The sequence below is a fragment of the Motiliproteus sp. genome, assembly GCF_965230735.1.
Lineage (GTDB): Bacteria > Pseudomonadota > Gammaproteobacteria > Pseudomonadales > Balneatricaceae > Motiliproteus.
Genome location: NZ_OZ246016.1, coordinates 975,384 through 993,635 on the forward strand (window position 1 = coordinate 975,384; position 18,252 = coordinate 993,635).

The window sequence follows — 18,252 nt, forward strand, 5'->3', positions numbered from 1 at the left end:
ATCCGGACAGGGCAGGAGGCGGTGTCAGACGTTGCCGTACTGCTCGCCCTGTGCCAGCCAGCGTCGGATAATGCCGTCGCAGTTTTGCGGTAGCGACTCGATCTGAGCCGCTGCCGTTTTTACCCCCTCCAGCAGATCCGCATCGCGCTCCAGATCGGCGATTCGAAACTGCATCATCCCGGTCTGCCGGGTTCCCAGAACCTCTCCCGGGCCGCGTAATTCCAGATCTTTCTCCGCAATTCGGAAACCGTCGTTGGTCTCGCGCATCACCTGCAGCCGTTCGCGCCCCTGTTGCGACAGTGGCTTGTGGTACATCAGCACGCAATGGCTGGCGACGGAGCCACGCCCGACCCGGCCGCGTAACTGATGCAGCTGGGCCAAGCCCAGTCGTTCCGGATTTTCAATGATCATCAGACTGGCGTTGGGCACATCGACCCCCACTTCGATCACGGTGGTGGCCACCAGCAGGTCGAGTTCACGGGTCTTGAAGGCGTCCATCACGGCGGCCTTTTCGGTTGCTTTCATGCGACCGTGGACCAAGCCGATCCGCAATTCCGGCAACGCTTCGGTCAGCTCCTGGGCCGTGACTTCGGCGGCCTGGCATTCGAGCACCTCCGATTCTTCGATCAGGGTGCAGACCCAGTAAGCCTGGCGTCCTTCGCGACAGGCGGCCCGGACCCGCTCGACCACGTCGGCGCGGCGCTCATCGGCGATCAGGACCGTGTTGACCGGTGTTCGTCCCGGTGGCAGTTCGTCGATCACCGAACAGTCCAGATCGGCGTAGGCGCTCATGGTCAGGGTCCGGGGGATCGGGGTGGCGGTCATAATCAGCTGGTGCGGAACCAGTCCGCTGGCCCGCCCCTTTTCGCGTAGCGCCAGCCGTTGATGGACCCCGAAACGATGTTGCTCGTCCACCACCACAGCACCGAGATTGTGGAACTGAACCTCATCCTGGAACAGCGCATGGGTACCGACCACGACCCGGGCAGTACCGTCGGCGATCCGTGCCAGCGCCTCGCTGCGTTTTTTGCCTTTCAAGCGCCCGGCGAGCCAGTCGAGCTGGATCCCCAGCGGTTCGAGCCAGTTGCTGAAGTTGAGCATATGCTGTTCGGCCAAAATTTCGGTTGGAGCCATCACCGCGGCCTGATAACTGGCCTCGATCGCTTGCAGCGCTGCCAGGGCGGCAACCACCGTCTTGCCGGAACCGACGTCGCCTTGAACCAGTCGCAGCATCGGCAGCGGTTGACTCAGGTCCGAGGCGACCTCCTGCCAGACCCGGTGTTGGGCAGCGGTGAGTCGGAACGGTAACTGCGCCAGAAACTGCTGTGTCAGCGTGCCGCCCGGTGGCAATCCCGGGGCCGCATGTTGCTGCTGTTGGCGACGCAGCCGCACCAGGCTGAGCTGGTGGGCCAGCAGCTCCTCGAAGGCCAGCCGACGCTGGGCCGGATGGCGGGATTCGCTCAGCTGCAGCAGGTCGGTGCCGACCGGCGGGTGGTGCAGGTAGCGCACCGCGCTAGTCAGGTCACTGAGGTCGAACTGCTGATGCAGGCTGGCGGGCAGCCATTCCGGCAGGCCGCCCTGTTGCTCCATGATCGCCAATGCCTGCTCGCAAAGGCCGCGGATGCGCGGCTGGGTCAGACCCTCGGTCGCCGGATAGATCGGGGTCAGCTGCTGTTCGGTGGGCTCGAACGCTTCGTCGTCGACGGCCCGGTACTCGGGGTGATAAAGCTCCAGGCCGCTGCTGCCGACCCGGGCCTCGCCGAAGCAGCGCAGGGTCATCCCCGGTTTGAGGTTGTTCTTCTGGGCGGCGCTGAAATGGAAAAAGCGCAACGTGACGCCGCCGCTGGCATCGCGCAGTTTGCAGCGCAGGCTCCGTCGCCGTCCCATTTGTACGTCACAGCTGATCAGCTGGCCCTGGATCACCGCCTCGTCGCCGGGGCGTAACTGGCCGATGGGCACCACGCGGGTTCGGTCCTGGTAGCGGATCGGCAGGTGAAACAGCAGGTCCTGCAGGCTCTCGAGGCCAAGTTTTTCCAGCTTCTGCTGCATCGCCGCGCCGACCCCTTTCAGGCGCGAAACCGAGATCTGATCCAGCGTTCGTAGCGGGGTGTTCGATGTCGCCATGATCTATTCCGGGCTGTTGGCGGGGCAGAGCCGGATCGCATCGCACAGCAGGTCGATCGCTTTGGGACGGGGGAAGCTGGTGCGCCAGGCCAGCGCCAGGGTGCGCTTGGGCACGGGCGAACTGAACGGCACCACTTTGGCCAGCTTTGGGGGGTGATCCGGGTCGATCGCCGAACGGGGCAGCACGGTGGATCCCAGTCCGGTGGCCACCATATGACGGATAGTTTCCAATGAGCCGCCTTCGGTGATCAGGTTGTTTTCCGATCCCAGGCCGGTACAGGCTTCGAGGACCTGATCGCGGAAGCAGTGGCCTTCGCCGAGCATCAGCATCGGGATCTGCTCCAGCTCCTGAGGGTCGAGCCGCTCCCGTCCGCTCCAGGGGTGGTCTTCGGGCAGCAGGGCCACGAAGGTTTCGTCGTAGAGCTCGCGTACCAGCACATCGGGGGCTTCGAACGGCAGCGCGATAACGATCGCGTCCAGCTCTCCGGCCAGCAGTTTTTCACGCAGTTTATGGGTGAAGTTCTCTTCCAGATAGAGCGGCAGATTCGGGGCCTGCTGGCGGATTCGCGGCACCAGATGGGGGAACAGATAGGGCGCGATGGTATAGATGGCGCCCAGCCTTAACGGGGTAGTCAAAGGATCGCGACCGAGCTGGGCCAGCTCCTCAACCCGCTTGGCTTCGTTGAGCACCTTGCGGGCCTGATCGATGATCTGCTCGCCGCTGGGGGTCAGTTGAACCCGGTTCTTGTGCCGCTCGAACAGGGCCACGCCCAACTCGGACTCCAACTTCTTGACCGCGATACTCAGGGTCGGCTGGCTGACGAAGCAACGCTCGGCGGCACGACCGAAGTGACATTCGCTTGCCAGGGCAACGATATAGCGCAGCTCGGTCAGGGTCATGATCGGCCTCCGACTGGCTGGACAGAGAGCGTGCCGGGGGGTGACATCACCGGACGGAGGGTCCAGACTGTGGCGCAGCATTTAACGAAATGGGAGTAGGGCATCGTGGCGACAGTGCTACTGGTCGGTTGTGGCAAAATCGGTACCGGTCTTGGGCTTCAACTGAGTCGGGCCGGGCACCAATGCATCGGGCTGAAACGTCATCTTAATCAACTGCCTGAGGCAATCCAAGGGATCGCCGCTGATGTCACCGAGCCCGACTCTCTAGAGGGGCTGCCGGAACACGACTATCTGGTGTTCTCGTTGGTTCCCGCTGCTTATAGCGCCGAAGGATACCAACAGGCCTATGTTGAGGGGCTGCGTAACCTGTTGCAGGCCTTACGCGAGCAACAGTTGTGCCCCAAGCGGATTTTCTTCGTTTCCAGTGCGGCGGTTTATCACCAGCGAGACGGGGGCTGGGTCGATGAATCGAGCCCGACCGAGCCCACCGGTTTCAACGGCCAGGCGATGCTTGATGCCGAGCAGCTGCTGGCTGACTCCGGGTTTACCGGCACCAGCGTTCGCTTCAGCGGTATCTACGGTGCCGGGCGGGAGCGAATCCTGAACTGGGTCCGACAGGGGATTACCGCGCTACCGGAGCCCTGCCAGTACGGCAACCGTATCCATCAGGATGACTGTATCGGTGTGCTGCATTTTCTGATCGAGCAGGATCTGGCCGGACAGCCATTGGCACCGGTCTACCTGGCCTCCGATCCGAACCCGGCGCCTTACCATGAGGTGTTGGCCTGGTTACGAGAACGGTTACAGGTGGAAGTTGAGCCGCAGCCCGAAGATTTCAGTGTGAAACTGCGCAGCGGCAGCAAACGCTGTCGTTCGGATCGGCTGCAGGCCTTGGGCTATCGGTTCCGCTACCCGGATTATCGGGCCGGGTTCGAGGCGGTTATCGCCGCCGCAGGATGAGGTGGGCTCCGAGCGGCCGAGGTTGCCGATGAGCCGTTGTTGCCGGTGAATAGTGAGTAGATTTATCAGGTCTTATACAGGGAGAAGCAAGATGAAACAGATAGCGGTGATTCTATCCGGTTCGGGAGTATTCGACGGTTCGGAGATCTATGAGTCGGTGTTGACGCTGCTGAATATCGAGCAGCAGGGGGCCAGGTACCACTGCCTAGCACCGGATGTCGATCAGATGCATGTGGTGAATCATTTGACCGGTGAGGTCGCTGAAGGCGAACGGCGTAATGTGTTGGTCGAGGCCGCCCGGTTGGCGCGGGGCGAGATCAAGGCGTTGGGTGATGCCAACCCGGCCGATTACGATGCACTGATTATCCCGGGTGGGTTTGGGGCGGCAAAAAATCTATCCAACTTTGCGGTGGCCGGCAGTGACTGTGAGGTAAATCCCGACGTAGCCGCCTTTACCCAGGCGATTCATGCCGAGGGCAAGCCGGTGGGCTTGGTCTGTATCGCCCCGGCGATGGCGCCGAAGCTGTTTGGTGCCGATGTGCTCTGTACCATCGGTAAGGATCCGGAGACCGCCGCTGCCATTGAAGCGATGGGTGGGCGGCACCAGGCCTGTGACGTCAGCGACACGGTGATCGATCGGGACAACAAGGTCATCACCACCCCGGCTTATATGTTGGCCGGTTCGATCACCGAAGCCGCAGCGGGTATTTCGAAGCTGGTCGAAGAGATTATTTCGATGGCTTAAGCGGCAATGACAGCCCCGCGGGGGAGTCGGCAGGCTCCTCCGAAGGCTGTCGAGCCAATTTGACAGGGCTTTTAATCGAAACTGGACTCACGAAGGCGGTTTTTTTTTTGCTATCCTACGCTCGCAATTTTGACGGACAGAGCTGTTGTGAACACCACTAACCTGTTAAAAACCATCGCCGAAGCCCGCCCGGAGTTACGTAAATCCGAGCAGAAAGTGGCGGATTACGTGCTGGCTCACCCGAAAGAGGTGATCCATATGCGGATCGTCGATCTGGCGTCTGAAGCCCAGGTCAGCGAGCCGACGGTGGTGCGTTTTTGCCGGGCGTTGAATTACGACGGGTTCCAGGATTTCAAGTTGACCCTGGCCCAGGTGTTGGCCACCAGCTCCAACTTCGAGCAGTTCTCGCTCAACAAGAAGGACACCGTCAGCGACTTCAAATCAAAAATCTTCGATTCCACCATCGGTAACCTGCTCAACATCAAAGAGGAGCTGGATGCCGACACGCTGGAGCTGGCGATCGACTCGCTGGCCTTGGCGAAGCGGATCGAATTCTACGGCTTCGGTGCCTCGGCGGCGGTCTGTACCGATGCGCAGCATAAATTCCACCGTCTAAAGGTCAACGCCGTGGCCTATTCGGATCCGCACCTGCAGTCGATCGCGGCGGTAACCCTGTCCGAGGGCGATGTGGTGGTGGCGGTCTCACAGACCGGTCGCACCAAGGATCTACTTCACTCGTCCCGCCTGGCGCTGGCCCAGGGGGCCCAGGTCATCGCGTTGTGCCCGAGCAACACACCGTTGGCGGAGTTGGCGACGGTGCCGATCCATATCGACCTGGAGGAAGACAAGGACCTTAGTGCCCTGATGTCCTCACGGGTGGTCCAGTTGGTGGTGATCGACGTACTGGCTGTCGGGTTGGCGATGAAGCTGGGGCCGGGGGTGATCGATCACCTCAAGACCATCCGTCGCAGCCTGCGATCACTGCGTCAGAACGAAAAACGACCGGCAACCCGGATCGAAAAGTAGCCGCTGCACCCCTTTAGTGCCCTATAACGGCGGTCATTGATCGCTCACCGCCTGGTGCTTTCTGCTCTAGGCAGCAAGGCTGTGCTCGGCTGAAATGCTGCATAGCAGCTTGTATTTCCCTTGAAGCTGTGAGAAAAAAATGCCTGTGGGTTGGACCCTGTGTCGTTCCTGCAGCTCACCAGCGACGGTTCGATCAAGAGTCCGCTTCCGGGGTTGTCACCGAAAGGTCACATAGTAGCCCTAGAATTCTGCCCTGCTTGATTATCTTGATATGGAGTCGCTGCCATGATGAGACATGATCACCAGCTGGAAGAGATTCACAACCGCGTGTTCGACGCTGCGATGGAGGTTGAATCCGAAACGCAGCAGGCAACCAAGAAAGCCGCCAGCCTTCGCAACCTTCGCGCCCGCCGGGCCATCGAATCCCACTTCGAAGCGAAGGAGCTCAAACGTAATCTTTGCGAGTACGACTTCGATTGACCCGAGACGTTTATTGAACGTTCGGGTCTGATAACGACGTACGGCAGAGAACGGCCCCGCTGGGGGCCAACGTGTATCGGTCGCTCTTGCTGAGGCTGTGACCTATTGGGCCACCGCGTCATCGAGGTAGAGTTTGACGCTGTCGCTCGGCTTGCCGAGAGGCTTCAGTGCCGCGTGTCTGAACTCGGCAATAAACTGTTGGCCCCGGCGTATTGGCTGTTTGACATGGGCCACCATGACGATCGGTGGCTTATCTTTTCCTTGTGATAGCTGGCCGCCGACCGTAACCCCCTGCAACGCAATCTGGCCGTCATAGCGGAATCTCAGTTGCCAGCGATCGCTGGCCGGTCGTTCTTCACCCACTAGCTTCATCTGCGACTGCACATAGCGGACAAACTGGATCTGCTGCTGTTGCTGGCGTTCACCGGCTTTGGCTTGCTGGTGATCGACATAGGCGCCAAGTAGGGTACCTGCCAGGGCCGAGAAGCCTCCTCCTTGACCGACATTGTCGGCGCCTTGCTGTTTACTCCACAGGCTGTTGTCTTGCAGCAGCTGGGCATGGTTCGGGTTGATCCGGCCCGGTTGGTAGTAGCTCAGCACCTTCTCGCCGTTAACCCGATTGAAGCGTTCGCGATCACTGTTGACCGGGTGTGACTGGAAGAACAGGCCGCGGCGGTTGCCCTCGCTCTGATACTGGCGTTGCCAGATCCGGCTGGCGGCCAGCGGGTCGTAGCCGGCCAGGGCGCTGTAGAGTACGCCGATACGGTCGGCTTCATATTCGTTCTTCTGGGTAAAGGCAGCCCGGTAGCCGTCACGTCCTGCGGAACCCGAATTAGCCAGTGCGGTGACCTGGGCCAGCGACTGGGCTTCGAAGACATGGTTGGCCACGGTGTGGGCAATCTCGTGGGCCATCACCGCCGCGACCTCGTCGTCGCTCTTGAGCTGCTCCATCAGGCCCAGATGCACCACGATATAGGTGCCGCCGGTGGTGAAGGCGTTAAAGCTGTCGCGATCGATCAACACCGGCTGCCAGCGCTCGTCACTCAGGTGGCTGATGCGGTGGACCCGATCGAAGATCTGCACCATGCGCCAGTACTGTGCTTTATCGAGCTGTTGATTGATCTTACGCCCCGCTTGCTGTTCCTTGGCGAGCAGTTGTTCCACGACGCTGTTGCCCTGCTGTATCTGTTGCGTCCGGGATTGCAGGCTGAGGCTTCGCTGGCCGGTGACCCGGTCTTTCTCCGACACCGACTCGGCAATGTTGTACAGACCACGGTCGACGGACTGCAGCGTTTGACAGCCGGATAGCACCAGTACTGAAAGTAATATTAGCGAGAGCTGATAAGCTGTCTTTTCGGTGCTGATCATCGATAAAAATCCCTGATTGTGCATAGATGTGGGTTTATCCATATAACGTAATCTAATTGTACCGCTGCGCCAATTCCGTTAACATTCGCGCGATTCTTCGTATGCTCTGGGAGCAATACCATGAATATTATTGTCTACCCGGGTACGTTTGATCCGATTACCCATGGCCATTCGGATCTGGTGGAGCGGGCCGCCAAGCTGTTCGACAAGGTGATTGTAGCGGTTGCCGCCAGTCCGAAGAAGCAGCCTCTGTTACCGCTCGAGCAGCGCACCGAGCTGGCCAAGGAAGTGCTCGGGCACCTGGATAAGGTCGAGGTGATCGGCTTTAGCGGGCTGTTGACCGAGTTCATGCAGCAGCACGATGCCTGTGCGGTGTTGCGTGGATTGCGGGCGGTTTCGGATTTTGAGTACGAATTTCAGCTGGCCAACATGAACCGGGCGATCTACACCGATTTTGAGACCCTGTTCCTGACCCCGGCTGAAAAATACAGTTTTGTTTCTTCGACCCTGATTCGGGAAGTGGCATGTCTGGGAGGCGATGTCTCCAAGTTTGTCCATCCGCTGGTGGAAGAGGCACTTCGGCAGCGTTTTGCGGTCGACAGATAATAATTAGATAGTTTTACGACTCGATAGTAATAGGATTTTAGAGGTAGCCGACATGGCACTGATCATTACCGACGAATGCATCAACTGTGACGTTTGTGAACCGGAGTGCCCCAACGAGGCAATCACTCCCGGTGACGAAATTTATGAGATTGACCCGGCCAAGTGCACCGAGTGTGTTGGTCACTATGACGAGCCCCAGTGTGTCGAGGTTTGTCCGGTCGACTGTATCCCGAAAGACCCGGATCACGAAGAGACCGAAGAGCAGCTGATGGACAAGTACCACCGTCTGCAGGGCTAAGTGATTTGATCGCTTCTGGACCAAACCGGAGTCAGAAGCGAAATAAAAAGGGCAGCGATCAGCTGCCCTTTTTTGTGTCTGTGTCCCGTCCTGAATAACGTTGACACTTTTCGATCATTAACTCGGGAAGTGACATGAAAACAAAGACTAAACGTACTCAGAAAGATTATTCCCTCGCCTTTAAATTGTCGGTTGTCGACCAAGTAGAAGCCGGTGAACTGTCCTATAAGCAGGCACAGCAGCGTTACGGCATCCAAGGTCGCTCAACCGTATTAGTTTGGCTACGTAAGCATGGCAGGCTAGATTGGTCTCAAGGATCAGATCACCAGGCAAAACTAATGTCAGACAAGCCTTCAGAACTTACCCCAGAGCAGCGGATCAAGGAGCTTGAGCAACAGTTGGCAGATGCCCAGCAAAAAGCGGAGTTCTTCGAAGCGGTGGTTGATGTGCTCAAACGGGATCACGGGGTCCGTGTCGTAAAAAAGCCTCGCGGCAAGTCATCGAAGAACGGCAGGTCACAGGGCTGACGGTTACTCGAGCTTGCCAAATCCTCGGTATCAGCCGACAGGCCTACTATCAGCAACGCCAGCGAGCGAAACAGCAAGCAAAGATGCGTTGTTCCATACTGAGCTTTGTTCAACGTGAGCGTATGCAGCAACCTCGGCTGGGAGCGCGTAAGCTACTGTCCCTGCTCAATGCCGAAACGGAATGTAAAATCGGCCGGGACAAACTATTTGAACTGCTCAGGGATCGCCGCTTATTGGTCCAGCGACGCCGGGCATATCACAAGACTACGCAGAGTCATCATCGTTTCTGGTGCCATCCTAACTTGCTAAAGCCCGGTGCAGAGCAAGAGCAAGCCACACGGCCAGAACAGATCTGGGTCGCGGATATCACCTATCTTCCAGTCAGGGACGGAGAGGCCTATCTGAGCCTGGTTACCGATGCGTATTCACGCAAAGTCGTCGGCTATCACGTACACGGTGATTTGAGGGCTGAGTCCGTATTAACGGCCTATCAGAAGGCCTTGGATGGTTACCAAGGTAGCGCCGGGCTTATCCATCACTCTGACAGGGGGATACAGTACTGTTCAAAGCGCTATCAGGCCGTACATAAGGAGCACGGTGTGCGTTGTTCGATGACGGATGGGTATGACTGCTATCAGAATGCGCTTGCGGAAAGAGTAAACGGGATTCTGAAAGGTGAGTATCTGCTGAGAAAGCCAGAGGATCTAGATCAGGCCACGATCATGGTTGATGAGTCGATCCGACTCTACAATACACGGCGGCCACATATGGCCTTAAAATACAAAACGCCCGATGAGGTGCATCGGGCGTTTTCAACCTGAAAGGATGTCAACCTATATCAGGACAAGACACTGTCGGAACGTTCGTCAGAGTTTTAGCTGCAGCTTCGACAGCCCGAACTCCTGCTCCATCCGTTGCCCGATTACGTTGCATCCTTCACCGGGCTGGGCCAGGTAATGGGCATACTGCATGTGCAGGCAGCGTACCTTGTCCCACTGGGCGATACCGCCGATACCGTAGCGCTGAAACAGCTCGGAAAAGCCCAGCGTTTCGATCCGCTGCTGCTCATCCTCACTCAGATAGCCCTGGCGCAGCGCCACGTAATCACGGTGGTTCTGTTGATACGCCTGTCGCAGTTCCGAATCCTGCTCCAGCTGCTGTTCGATCTGCTTGACCCAGCCGCCGGTCTCGATCTGGCTGATCGCCTTGTAGAGATCTTTGGAACAGAGCCAGTAGAGGGTCGGAAAGGGTTTGTCATCGACCAGTGAATGCATCCGCAGCACCACGGGAATGCCCTCAGTCGTTTGGTTGCTGACCTCGGCAATCCCGCGGGGCTTGCGACCGAGCTGTTGCTCGATCAGTTGCAGTTGTTGATCATTAATCATTCTTGTAAATCATATATTGATATTGATTGTTAGTTTTTAGATTTCAACTCTTCATCGATTAACGACTTCAGCTTTGCCAGCAGATCGCCGTGGTTATGGGGCAGCGGACGGCCGTTGACGAAGAAGGTGGGGGTGCTGTTAATGCCCAGCTCCCGGGCTTCGGCCTGGGATGCGGCCACAATCTGTTGCGGCTCACCGGTTTTCAGACAGCTGTTGAAGGCGTCCATATCCAGTTCCGCCTCTTCGGCCAGCATTTCCACGCTGATGTTGCTGAGGTAGCTCTGGCGTTCAAAGGCCAGTTCGTGGAACGGCCAGTATTGGCCTTGGCGATCGGCGCAGACCGCCGCTTCTGCGACCTTGCGGGAGATCCCGGAGCGATTGATCGGGAAGTCACGGTAAACCAGCCGTACTTTGTCGCCGTACTCTTTCAGTAGCTGCTTGGTGATCGGGCCGGCATTTTTGCAGTGCGGACACTGGTAATCGGCAAACTCAACCAGCGTGATCGGCGCATTCGGGTTGCCCTTGCTCGGGTAGCCGTCGAGTTCGATCGGTAGGCGTAATTTGGGCAGGGCCGCCAGTTCCAGCTGGTAGCCTTTGTCCTTGGCGATCATATCCAGCAGTTGGCGTTGCTTTTCCACCATCAGCGCTTGCTTGAGGTAGTTTTTGATCTGCTCGCGCACCTGCTCCAGTGATCCTGGAATTCGGGCCTTGTTGTCGTGATAGAAAGCTTCGACATCGGCGTCGGTGGGGAGCGGTGCACTCAGCAGTTGCTGTTGCAGCTGCGCGAACGACTTACCTTCAGCCTGGGCACGCTCGCGGACGTAACGGTTAACGATATAGCCATTGATCACGTCGCGACGTTGGCTGTTGAACTGCTGTTCCAGCTCGAACAGCTCGGCCTTCACGGCCGGAGGCAGGCTGTCGCCGCTGTATTGTTGGCCGTCATACTGGAAGCTGGGTCCGGCGGCTTGAGCCAGGGCGGTAGCACCGAACAGTAGGCCGGCGACGAGCCCGCGCAGACGGGAGTGACGGGATGATGGGGTGAAGGACAGCGTCAGGGACATGGTGACTCCTTAGGTCAGGATGCGGCAACTGCTGGCAGGATGTGGTTGGACGATACCCAAGCGGAGATCCCGCAGCAAGCCGAAATAAATCTCTGTCGGTGTGAGTATCCGGTGTGGTTTTGGTTCCCAATTACTGGAGCGCATTTGTACGGTCTTGATCTGGCTCAGATTGGATGGAGACTACCCGGATCGAGGCCGGCTTTTGCTACGCTTTGGTTATGAACTTAATTGAGCTGCTAAGGGCTCAAACTGCGGTAGCCGGGCAAGGCGGCAAGACGGGGCCCGATCTCTTCAGGTACACCAATCTGTGCCTTAGATTGGTGTACCTGTCTGGCCTGTTACTGCTAGGGGGGCAGGCCTGGGGCCAGAGCCTGCTTCGGGTCGGTCTCGATCCCGGTGATCCGGCGCTGATGGCGCGTGCCGGTGGCGAGCTGACCGCTCTTTATATCGAGGTTCTGGAGGCGGTTGCCGCTCAACAGCAATGGCAGCTGCAGTTTCATACCGCGCCGCGACCGCAACTGTTGCAGCAGTTGGACCGAGGCGAGCTGGATCTGCTGGCAGGTCTTGCCAGAACCGAAGAACTATCCAACCGTTATGACTTCAGCGAACAAGCCCTGTATACCCATTGGGCGCAGTTGCTGACCATCGGTTATCCGGTTCGCTCGATCCGTGATCTCAACGGGTCGAGGATTGCCGTGGCTGGAAGCGATCCCCTCGCAGCAGCCTTTGAACAGCAATTGAGCCAGCTGGGGATTCAGGCGCAGTGGCTGGACGCGGAAAATTACGATCAGGTGATGGATTGGTTGAATGGCGCCGAAATCGATGGCGTTCTGGTGCCCCGTACCTCCCTGAACCTGGCTGTGAGTCATTACCGCCTGCAGTTGGCCCCGGTGATCTGCTGTGTGCATGAGGTGGGTTTTATGGCCCGACGGTCAGAGCAGCGAGCGGTACTCGAGGCCCTGGATCACTACCTGGCGGTTCAGAAGTCCCAGCCTGGATCGGACTATCAGCGAGGGCTGCAACGGTTGCTGGAGGCTGACAATGAGGGCGACAGATCGGGTCCGCCCCTACTGGGACTGGCGGAACTGCTGCTGTTGGGGCTGCTACTGGCGATCGTGGGACTGCTCTTTCGCTATAAGGTGCGTCGCCGTACCGTCCGGCTCAAGCGTGAATATGAGGCACTACAGCAGCGGGTGCAGTTGCGTACGTCGGAGCTTTCGAGCAGTCATGCATCACTGGAACAGGAAGTGATGCACCATCGCGCTACCCAGCAACAGCTGCGCCATATGGCACGGTTCGACCCGTTAACCGGGCTACCCAATCGTCGCTATTTCAGCGAACTGATGGAGCAGGAACTGAAGCGGGTTCACCGTACCGGGCGCACACTGGTGGTGATGCTACTGGATCTGGACGGCTTCAAGCGGATCAACGACCGTCATGGCCACGAAACCGGTGATCAGGTACTGGTGGAGCTGGCCGCTCGCCTGAGTCGAACGCTACGCGAGGTCGATAGCCTGGCCCGCTTGGGCGGCGATGAATTTGTGGTGATGCTCAGTGAGATCGGTGGGGTACAGGACGCCCCCCTGGTGGCGCAGAAATTGATCGATGTGGCCAGCCAGCCGTTACCGCAGTTGGCTGAAGGCCTGGGTGTCCATATCGGTATCAGCTATTTCCCCGACCATGGTTATGAAGTGGAGCAGCTGCTGTCGAAAGCCGACCGGGCGATCTGTCATGCCAAGCGCAAAGGAAAAAGCGGTTACGTTGATTTCGAAGATCTTTAGCCTCAGGGGACAAACGGGAAAGGCTGCGTATTGCTGCCGTCTTGGACACCTCTGTCACTAGCCGGGGCCAACTTCTAACCAATAGTAACAGCCCCTGTTTTTCACTTTCCCCAATCTTAAGAATCGCTACACTCAATGGCCGCCGAGAGCCGGCCACCGAGCTTGGCTGCACTATCTGTTCATCAAGGAATCAGGATGTCTACGTCAAGCCCATCTCTACGCTCCGAAGCCTGGCCGGCCCAAGCACTGCTGGCGGTAATCGCCGGATTGTTGATTCTGTTGCTGAACATGGGCGTGAGGCAGTCGATGGGGCTGCTGTTGCCCGACATGCAGATCAGCTACGGTTGGCCGATGGCGGAGCTGTCCTTTGCCTTCGCGGTTCAGAATCTGGTCTGGGGAGCGGTTTCTCCGTTGGCCGGATTGGCGGCCGAGCGCTATGGCACGGTGCGGGTGTTGCTGGCCGGGACTGTGCTCTATGCCGCGGGACTGGCGCTGTTGGCGGTCAGTGAGAGCCCTTGGTTGTATCAGGCCAGTAACGGCATCCTGATCGGTATCGGAATCGGAGCGACCACCTTTCCGGTGGTGCTGGCGGCGGTGGGACGTCAGGTCAGTGAGCGACAACGCTCGTTTGCCCTTGGGGTCGTCAGCGCCGGTGGCTCCTTGGGCCAGTTTCTGTTTGCGCTGTTGACCCAGTGGGCCAACAGTCATTTCGGTTGGAGCGAAGCTCTTTGGATTCTGGCCGGCTGCATTCTGTTGATGGCGCTGTTCAGTCCATGGCTGAAAACGGCCGTACTGCCAGCGCCTCCCGGTACCGAATCTCGGCAGCGGGTCCACTTCGACCGCCGTTTCGTGCTGCTGGCAACGGGGTTTTTTGTTTGCGGCTACCACGTCGCCTTTATCTCGGTGCATCTGCCGAACCTGGTGGCTGTCTGTGGTCTGACACCGGATATCGCGGCCAACTCGCTGGCGTTGATCGGACTGATCAACGTGGCCGGTACCATCTTTGCCGGTTGGCTCGGCGGGCGCTATCACAAACCCTATCTGCTGTCCTGGATCTACGGATTGCGTGGGGCGATCGTATTGGCCTTTATCTGGTTGCCCAAAACCGCCGACAGTTTCTATCTCTTTTCCGCGGTGATGGGGGTGTTGTGGCTGTCGACGGTACCGCTGACCAGTGGCACCCTGGCGCAGTTCTTCGGTACCGCCCGGCTGGCCAGCCTGTTTGGGCTGGTGATGTTCAGCCATCAGATCGGCGCCTTCTTCGGCGCCTGGATTTCGGGCTGGCTGTTCGACCAGACCGGCAACTACGACGCGGTCTGGTTGATCAGCGCACTGCTGGGCTTTCTGGCGGCAGCGGTGCATCTGCCGATAAAGCCTGCTCGTTCGGCTCAACCGGTGCCGGCTTGATCTCGGTTTCCCCGGAAGCCGGATGACAGAGCGCCGACCAGGCCTCGAACTGACTCAGAAACACCTGACCGTTGAGCTGTTGCAGGAAATGGGAGCGTTTGAGCTGGTCCATCACCGGTCCCTTAACCTCCGACAGGTGGAAATAGACCCCGCTGTCGCAAAGCCGGTCGTTGATCGCTTCCAGGCTCTCCAGAGCTGAAGCGTCGATCAGGTTGACCGCCGGACACATCAGCACCAGGTGTTCGATCTCCGGATTGTCGGCCACCAGCTCGTAAACCCGATCTTCCAGATAGCGGGCGTTGGCGAAGTAGAGGCTCTCGTCGATCCGCAGGGTCAAAATGTGGCGATCGGTTTGCACCTCGTGACGTTCAATGTTGCGGAAGTGTTCGGTCCCGGGCACCCGTCCCACCACGGCGCTGTGGGGTTTGCTGGTGCGATACAGGTGCAGCAGGATCGATAGGGTCACCCCGGCAATAATCCCCAGCTCGACACCCTGTAGCAGGGTCAGCACGATGGTAGCCAGCATCGCAGCGAAGTCGCTGCGAGAGTAGTCCCAGGTCCGCTTTAGTGCACCAAGGTCGACCAGCGACAGCACCGCGACGATGATGGTGGCCGCCAGCGTCGCCTTAGGCAGGAAATAGATCAGCGGCGTGAGCAGCAATGCCGCCAGGGCGATACCGATGGCGGTGAAGGCCCCTGCTGCAGGAGTTTCGGCCCCGGCATCGAAGTTGACCACCGAGCGGGCAAAGCCGCCGGTTACGGGGTAGCCGCCGGATAGGGAGGAGGCGATATTGGCACTGCCCAGGCCGATCAACTCCTGATTGGGTTCGATCCGTTGGCGCCGTTTGGCCGCCAGGGTCTGGGCCACCGACACCGACTCGACAAAGCCGACCACGCTGATCAACAGGGCCGAGATAAACAGCTGCTGCCACAGGTCCATGTCGAAACTGGGAAGGGTCAGGCTGGGTAGGCCCTGGGGTACGGCTCCGACGACGGCAACCTGCTGCTCAACCAGGCCGAATAGCCAGACCGCCAGGGTGGTTCCGGCTACCGCCAGCACAGGGCCGGCCTTGGCGCAAAGGTCGGCCAGTCGAGGCGGCAGCCCGAACCCGATCAACAGGGGCTTGAGCCCCTGACGAACCCAGAACAGAAAACCGGTGGCCAGCACGCCGATCACCAGGGTGGTCGGGTTGATCTGATCGAGCCGGGCCAGCAGCGACTGGACGATCTCCAGCAAATTGTGGCCCGACGCATCGACGCCCAGCAGGTGCTTGAGCTGACTGGCGGCGATAATGATCCCCGAGGCGGTGATAAACCCGGAGATCACCGGGTGGCTGAGAAAGTTGGCCAGCAGGCCGAGCCGGAAGATCCCCATCAACACCAGCATCAGGCCGGAGATAAATGCCAGCGCCACCGCCGCCACCAGGTACTCCTGGGTACCCTGCAACGCCAGATTGCCGACCGCGGCGGCGGTCATCAGCGAGACCACCGCCACCGGGCCGACCGCCAGGGTCCGGCTGCTGCCGAACAGGGCGTAGGCCACCAGCGGCAGGATGCTGGCGTAGAGACCGACCTCCGGAGGCAAGCCGGCCAGCAGCGCATAGGCCAGCGACTGCGGGATCAGCATGATGGTCACGATCAGGGCCGCGACCAGGTCGGAGGTCAGGGACTGGCGATTATAGGTGCCGAGCCAATCGAAGATCGGCAGGTAGCGTTTTAACTTCACAGCGTCTCCCGTTCACCGCAACTGCTTGTGTTAGCGCGTGATCGCATCAAGGCTTGTCCTTCCAGTCACAGGCATCGCTGGTGTCCTGAACGGCCGGGTTATGGGCCAGGATCTCCGGCTCGGCCAACCACTCGCGGCCCTTGAGCATGCCTTCCCAGTACAGCCAGGGCAGCATCTTCTCCTTCAGCAGCCAGGACAGCTTGCTGGGTCGGGTACCCTGCACCAGCCAGTTGGGGAAGGTGGGCAGCAGTTTGCCGCCGTAGCCGAATTCGGCCAGTACGATCTTGCCCCGTTCCACCGTCAGCGGGCAGGAGCCGTAACCGTCGTAGATCGCCCGTGGCGCTTCGCCCTCCAACGCCCGTAAGACGTTTTCGGCCACCACCGGGGCTTGCTTGCGCACCGCCGCTGCGGTCTTGGCGTTGGGGGTGTTGCCGCCATCGCCCAATCCGAAGATATCGCCGAACTGCTTGTGCTGCAGGGTTTCCGGGCTCAGATCGAGCCAGCCGTCGGCATCGGCCAGCGGGCTGTCGACGATAAATTTCGGTGACGTCTGCGGCGGGCAGACGTGGATCATATCGAACGGCTTTTCGACTTCGCTGACCTGGCCTTCGCCGTCGGTCACTTTGAACAGGGCGGTCTTGGCCTGACCATCGACGGCGGCCAGGTTGTGCATAAAGTTGAGCTCGATACCGTACTTCTCGATGTACTCCATCAGGGCCGGGACATAGTCGGCGACGCCGAACAGTGCGCCGCCGGCGTTGCAGAACTGGATATCCAGCTCGCCCAGTCGGTTGTTGCGATGCCAGTAGTCGCAAGCCAGGTACATCGCCTTCTGTGGTGCGCCGGCACACTTGATCGGCATCGGTGGCTGGGTAAACAGCGCCTTGCCCCTGCGGGTGCTCTGCACCAGGTCCCAGGTGTAGGGTGCCAGGTCGAACAGGTAGTTGGAGGTGACGCCGTTGCTGCCCAGGGTCTCTCGCAGCCCCGGAATCGCATCCCAGTCCAGTCGCAGGCCCGGTGACACCACCAGCATGCGGTAGCCGATCCGCTCACCATCTTCCAGCACCACCTGTTGCTGTTTGGGCTCGAAGGTGGAGGCGGCGGCGTGGTACCACTTGACCTGATCGGGCATCACCTGCTCCATCGGCCGAACCGTGTCCTTGCGCTCGAAGACACCACCACCGACCAGGGTCCAGCCGGGTTGGTAGAAGTGTTCGGTACGCGGCTCGATAATGGCGATGTCCAGATCCGGCTTTCGCTTCAGCAGGCTGGCGGCGACCGATTGCCCCCCGGCCCCACCGCCGACGATCAAGACATCGTGGCGGCGGCCGCTGCCGGAGGTGATCGCCTGGGCAGGCAGCCCTTCGTTGGCCAGGGCATTGATCCGCTCACGCTGGGCACTGAGGTCATAGCCGGCGGCAGCCGTCGCCTTCAGGATCGCCTCGACATCCAGACGCGGTGCTTCGGCCAGCGCCCACAGGGTGCAGCAGCGGGTTCCGGTTCGGCAGAATGCCAGTACCGGGCCACGGATAGCGGCCATCATTTCACGGAAGTCGGCGGCATTTTCATCGGTGATCTGGCCGGAAATAACCGGCAGGTAGTACCAGGCCAGTCCGTGTCGTTCGCAGGCTTGGCGGATCTCATCGTTGGCGGGTTGATCCTCGCTCTCGTTGTCAGGGCGATTGCTCATGATCGCCTTGAACCCCATCGAGGCGGCAAGGCCGACGTCGGCGGCGGTGATCTGCGAGCAGACACTGATAAAAGGGCTTAACTGATGAACATCCATACCGGGCTCCCTGATGTCGTAAATATTGTTGTTATCGGTTTTATTGTTATGGGTCTTTTGGGTTTGGGC

The 18,252-nt window shown here is 59.4% G+C and carries 16 protein-coding genes; 9 read left to right on the forward strand and 7 right to left on the reverse strand.

The window, feature by feature from the left end; all coding sequences use genetic code 11:
• Positions 1 to 24: 24 nt before the first annotated feature.
• Together recG and ACO05M_RS04665 are read right to left on the reverse strand one after the other, a co-directional pair.
• Positions 25 to 2,124 carry an ATP-dependent DNA helicase RecG gene (gene recG / locus ACO05M_RS04660; RefSeq protein WP_421868406.1) on the reverse strand — a complete coding sequence of 700 codons (2,100 nt, stop codon included), beginning with the start codon at positions 2,122 to 2,124 and terminating at the stop codon, positions 25 to 27.
• A gap of 3 nt (positions 2,125 to 2,127) precedes the next feature.
• On the reverse strand, positions 2,128 to 3,024 hold the full coding sequence (locus ACO05M_RS04665; RefSeq protein WP_421868408.1) for a LysR substrate-binding domain-containing protein: 897 nt from the start codon (positions 3,022 to 3,024) through the stop codon (positions 2,128 to 2,130).
• A 105-nt stretch (positions 3,025 to 3,129) separates the two neighbouring features.
• Between ACO05M_RS04665 and ACO05M_RS04670 the strand changes: the two genes are divergently transcribed.
• The 4 genes from ACO05M_RS04670 to ACO05M_RS04685 all read left to right on the forward strand — a co-directional run bounded on the left by ACO05M_RS04670 (position 3,130) and on the right by ACO05M_RS04685 (position 6,235).
• On the forward strand, positions 3,130 to 3,984 hold the full coding sequence (locus ACO05M_RS04670; RefSeq protein WP_421868411.1) for an SDR family oxidoreductase: 855 nt from the start codon (positions 3,130 to 3,132) through the stop codon (positions 3,982 to 3,984).
• Between the two features lie 91 nt (positions 3,985 to 4,075).
• Complete coding sequence (gene elbB, locus ACO05M_RS04675) at positions 4,076 to 4,729, forward strand: isoprenoid biosynthesis glyoxalase ElbB (protein ID WP_421868413.1); 654 nt, start codon at positions 4,076 to 4,078, stop codon at positions 4,727 to 4,729.
• Between the two features lie 147 nt (positions 4,730 to 4,876).
• Positions 4,877 to 5,755: an SIS domain-containing protein gene (locus tag ACO05M_RS04680; protein ID WP_421868416.1), complete on the forward strand. Its 879-nt coding sequence runs from the start codon at positions 4,877 to 4,879 to the stop codon at positions 5,753 to 5,755.
• Between the two features lie 285 nt (positions 5,756 to 6,040).
• Positions 6,041 to 6,235 carry a PA3496 family putative envelope integrity protein gene (locus tag ACO05M_RS04685; protein WP_421868419.1) on the forward strand — a complete coding sequence of 65 codons (195 nt, stop codon included), beginning with the start codon at positions 6,041 to 6,043 and terminating at the stop codon, positions 6,233 to 6,235.
• A gap of 102 nt (positions 6,236 to 6,337) precedes the next feature.
• Here the strand turns inward: ACO05M_RS04685 and ACO05M_RS04690 are convergent, their stop codons facing one another.
• Positions 6,338 to 7,603, reverse strand: a complete 1,266-nt coding sequence (locus ACO05M_RS04690) for a M48 family metallopeptidase (protein WP_421868421.1) — start codon at positions 7,601 to 7,603, stop codon at positions 6,338 to 6,340.
• 120 nt (positions 7,604 to 7,723) lie between these two features.
• Between ACO05M_RS04690 and coaD the strand changes: the two genes are divergently transcribed.
• The 3 genes from coaD to ACO05M_RS04705 all read left to right on the forward strand — a co-directional run bounded on the left by coaD (position 7,724) and on the right by ACO05M_RS04705 (position 9,855).
• Positions 7,724 to 8,209, forward strand: a complete 486-nt coding sequence (gene coaD, locus ACO05M_RS04695) for a pantetheine-phosphate adenylyltransferase (RefSeq protein ID WP_421868424.1) — start codon at positions 7,724 to 7,726, stop codon at positions 8,207 to 8,209.
• Positions 8,210 to 8,261: 52 nt separating this feature from the next.
• Positions 8,262 to 8,507, forward strand: a complete 246-nt coding sequence (locus ACO05M_RS04700; protein ID WP_114696697.1) for a YfhL family 4Fe-4S dicluster ferredoxin — start codon at positions 8,262 to 8,264, stop codon at positions 8,505 to 8,507.
• 134 nt (positions 8,508 to 8,641) lie between these two features.
• Positions 8,642 to 9,855 (forward strand): IS3 family transposase gene (locus ACO05M_RS04705; RefSeq protein ID WP_421862467.1). Its coding sequence is split into 2 segments (ribosomal slippage): positions 8,642 to 8,984 and positions 8,984 to 9,855, totalling 1,215 coding nucleotides; the frame shifts between segments, so codons are not numbered across the junction.
• A 45-nt stretch (positions 9,856 to 9,900) separates the two neighbouring features.
• Here the strand turns inward: ACO05M_RS04705 and ACO05M_RS04710 are convergent.
• Together ACO05M_RS04710 and ACO05M_RS04715 are read right to left on the reverse strand one after the other, a co-directional pair.
• Positions 9,901 to 10,419, reverse strand: a complete 519-nt coding sequence (locus tag ACO05M_RS04710) for a DUF501 domain-containing protein (RefSeq protein ID WP_421868427.1) — start codon at positions 10,417 to 10,419, stop codon at positions 9,901 to 9,903.
• 29 nt (positions 10,420 to 10,448) lie between these two features.
• Complete coding sequence (locus ACO05M_RS04715; RefSeq protein ID WP_421868431.1) at positions 10,449 to 11,483, reverse strand: DsbA family protein; 1,035 nt, start codon at positions 11,481 to 11,483, stop codon at positions 10,449 to 10,451.
• 320 nt (positions 11,484 to 11,803) lie between these two features.
• Between ACO05M_RS04715 and ACO05M_RS04720 the strand changes: the two genes are divergently transcribed.
• Positions 11,804 to 13,264 (forward strand): diguanylate cyclase domain-containing protein, encoded by a 1,461-nt coding sequence (locus ACO05M_RS04720; RefSeq protein WP_421868433.1) that lies wholly within the window; start codon positions 11,804 to 11,806, stop codon positions 13,262 to 13,264.
• Between the two features lie 195 nt (positions 13,265 to 13,459).
• The gene (locus ACO05M_RS04725; protein ID WP_421868437.1) at positions 13,460 to 14,671 is read left to right on the forward strand and encodes an MFS transporter; all 1,212 of its coding nucleotides are present in this window, start codon (positions 13,460 to 13,462) and stop codon (positions 14,669 to 14,671) included.
• Here ACO05M_RS04725 and ACO05M_RS04730 read toward each other — a convergent pair.
• Together ACO05M_RS04730 and ACO05M_RS04735 are read right to left on the reverse strand one after the other, a co-directional pair.
• Entirely contained in the window at positions 14,589 to 16,397 is a 1,809-nt protein-coding gene (locus tag ACO05M_RS04730; protein WP_421868440.1) for a SulP family inorganic anion transporter, read from the reverse strand. The two genes, ACO05M_RS04725 and ACO05M_RS04730, sit on opposite strands and share 83 nt — an antisense overlap.
• 46 nt (positions 16,398 to 16,443) lie before the next feature.
• A complete protein-coding gene (locus tag ACO05M_RS04735; protein WP_421868442.1) occupies positions 16,444 to 18,183 on the reverse strand; it encodes a TIGR01244 family sulfur transferase in 1,740 nt (579 codons plus the stop codon).
• Positions 18,184 to 18,252: the final 69 nt, after the last annotated feature.

Bases quoted from the DNA above. Each gene is read 5' to 3' on its own strand.
- elbB (WP_421868413.1), top strand. From the start codon at position 4,076: ATGAAACAGATAGCGGTGATTCTATCCGGTTCGGGAGTATTCGACGGT.
- ACO05M_RS04715 (WP_421868431.1), bottom strand. From the start codon at position 11,483: ATGTCCCTGACGCTGTCCTTCACCCCATCATCCCGTCACTCCCGTCTG.
- recG (WP_421868406.1), bottom strand. From the start codon at position 2,124: ATGGCGACATCGAACACCCCGCTACGAACGCTGGATCAGATCTCGGTT.
- coaD (WP_421868424.1), top strand. From the start codon at position 7,724: ATGAATATTATTGTCTACCCGGGTACGTTTGATCCGATTACCCATGGC.
- ACO05M_RS04665 (WP_421868408.1), bottom strand. From the start codon at position 3,024: ATGACCCTGACCGAGCTGCGCTATATCGTTGCCCTGGCAAGCGAATGT.
- ACO05M_RS04690 (WP_421868421.1), bottom strand. From the start codon at position 7,603: ATGATCAGCACCGAAAAGACAGCTTATCAGCTCTCGCTAATATTACTT.
- ACO05M_RS04725 (WP_421868437.1), top strand. From the start codon at position 13,460: ATGTCTACGTCAAGCCCATCTCTACGCTCCGAAGCCTGGCCGGCCCAA.
- ACO05M_RS04710 (WP_421868427.1), bottom strand. From the start codon at position 10,419: ATGATTAATGATCAACAACTGCAACTGATCGAGCAACAGCTCGGTCGC.
- ACO05M_RS04700 (WP_114696697.1), top strand. From the start codon at position 8,262: ATGGCACTGATCATTACCGACGAATGCATCAACTGTGACGTTTGTGAA.
- ACO05M_RS04685 (WP_421868419.1), top strand. From the start codon at position 6,041: ATGATGAGACATGATCACCAGCTGGAAGAGATTCACAACCGCGTGTTC.
- ACO05M_RS04735 (WP_421868442.1), bottom strand. From the start codon at position 18,183: ATGGATGTTCATCAGTTAAGCCCTTTTATCAGTGTCTGCTCGCAGATC.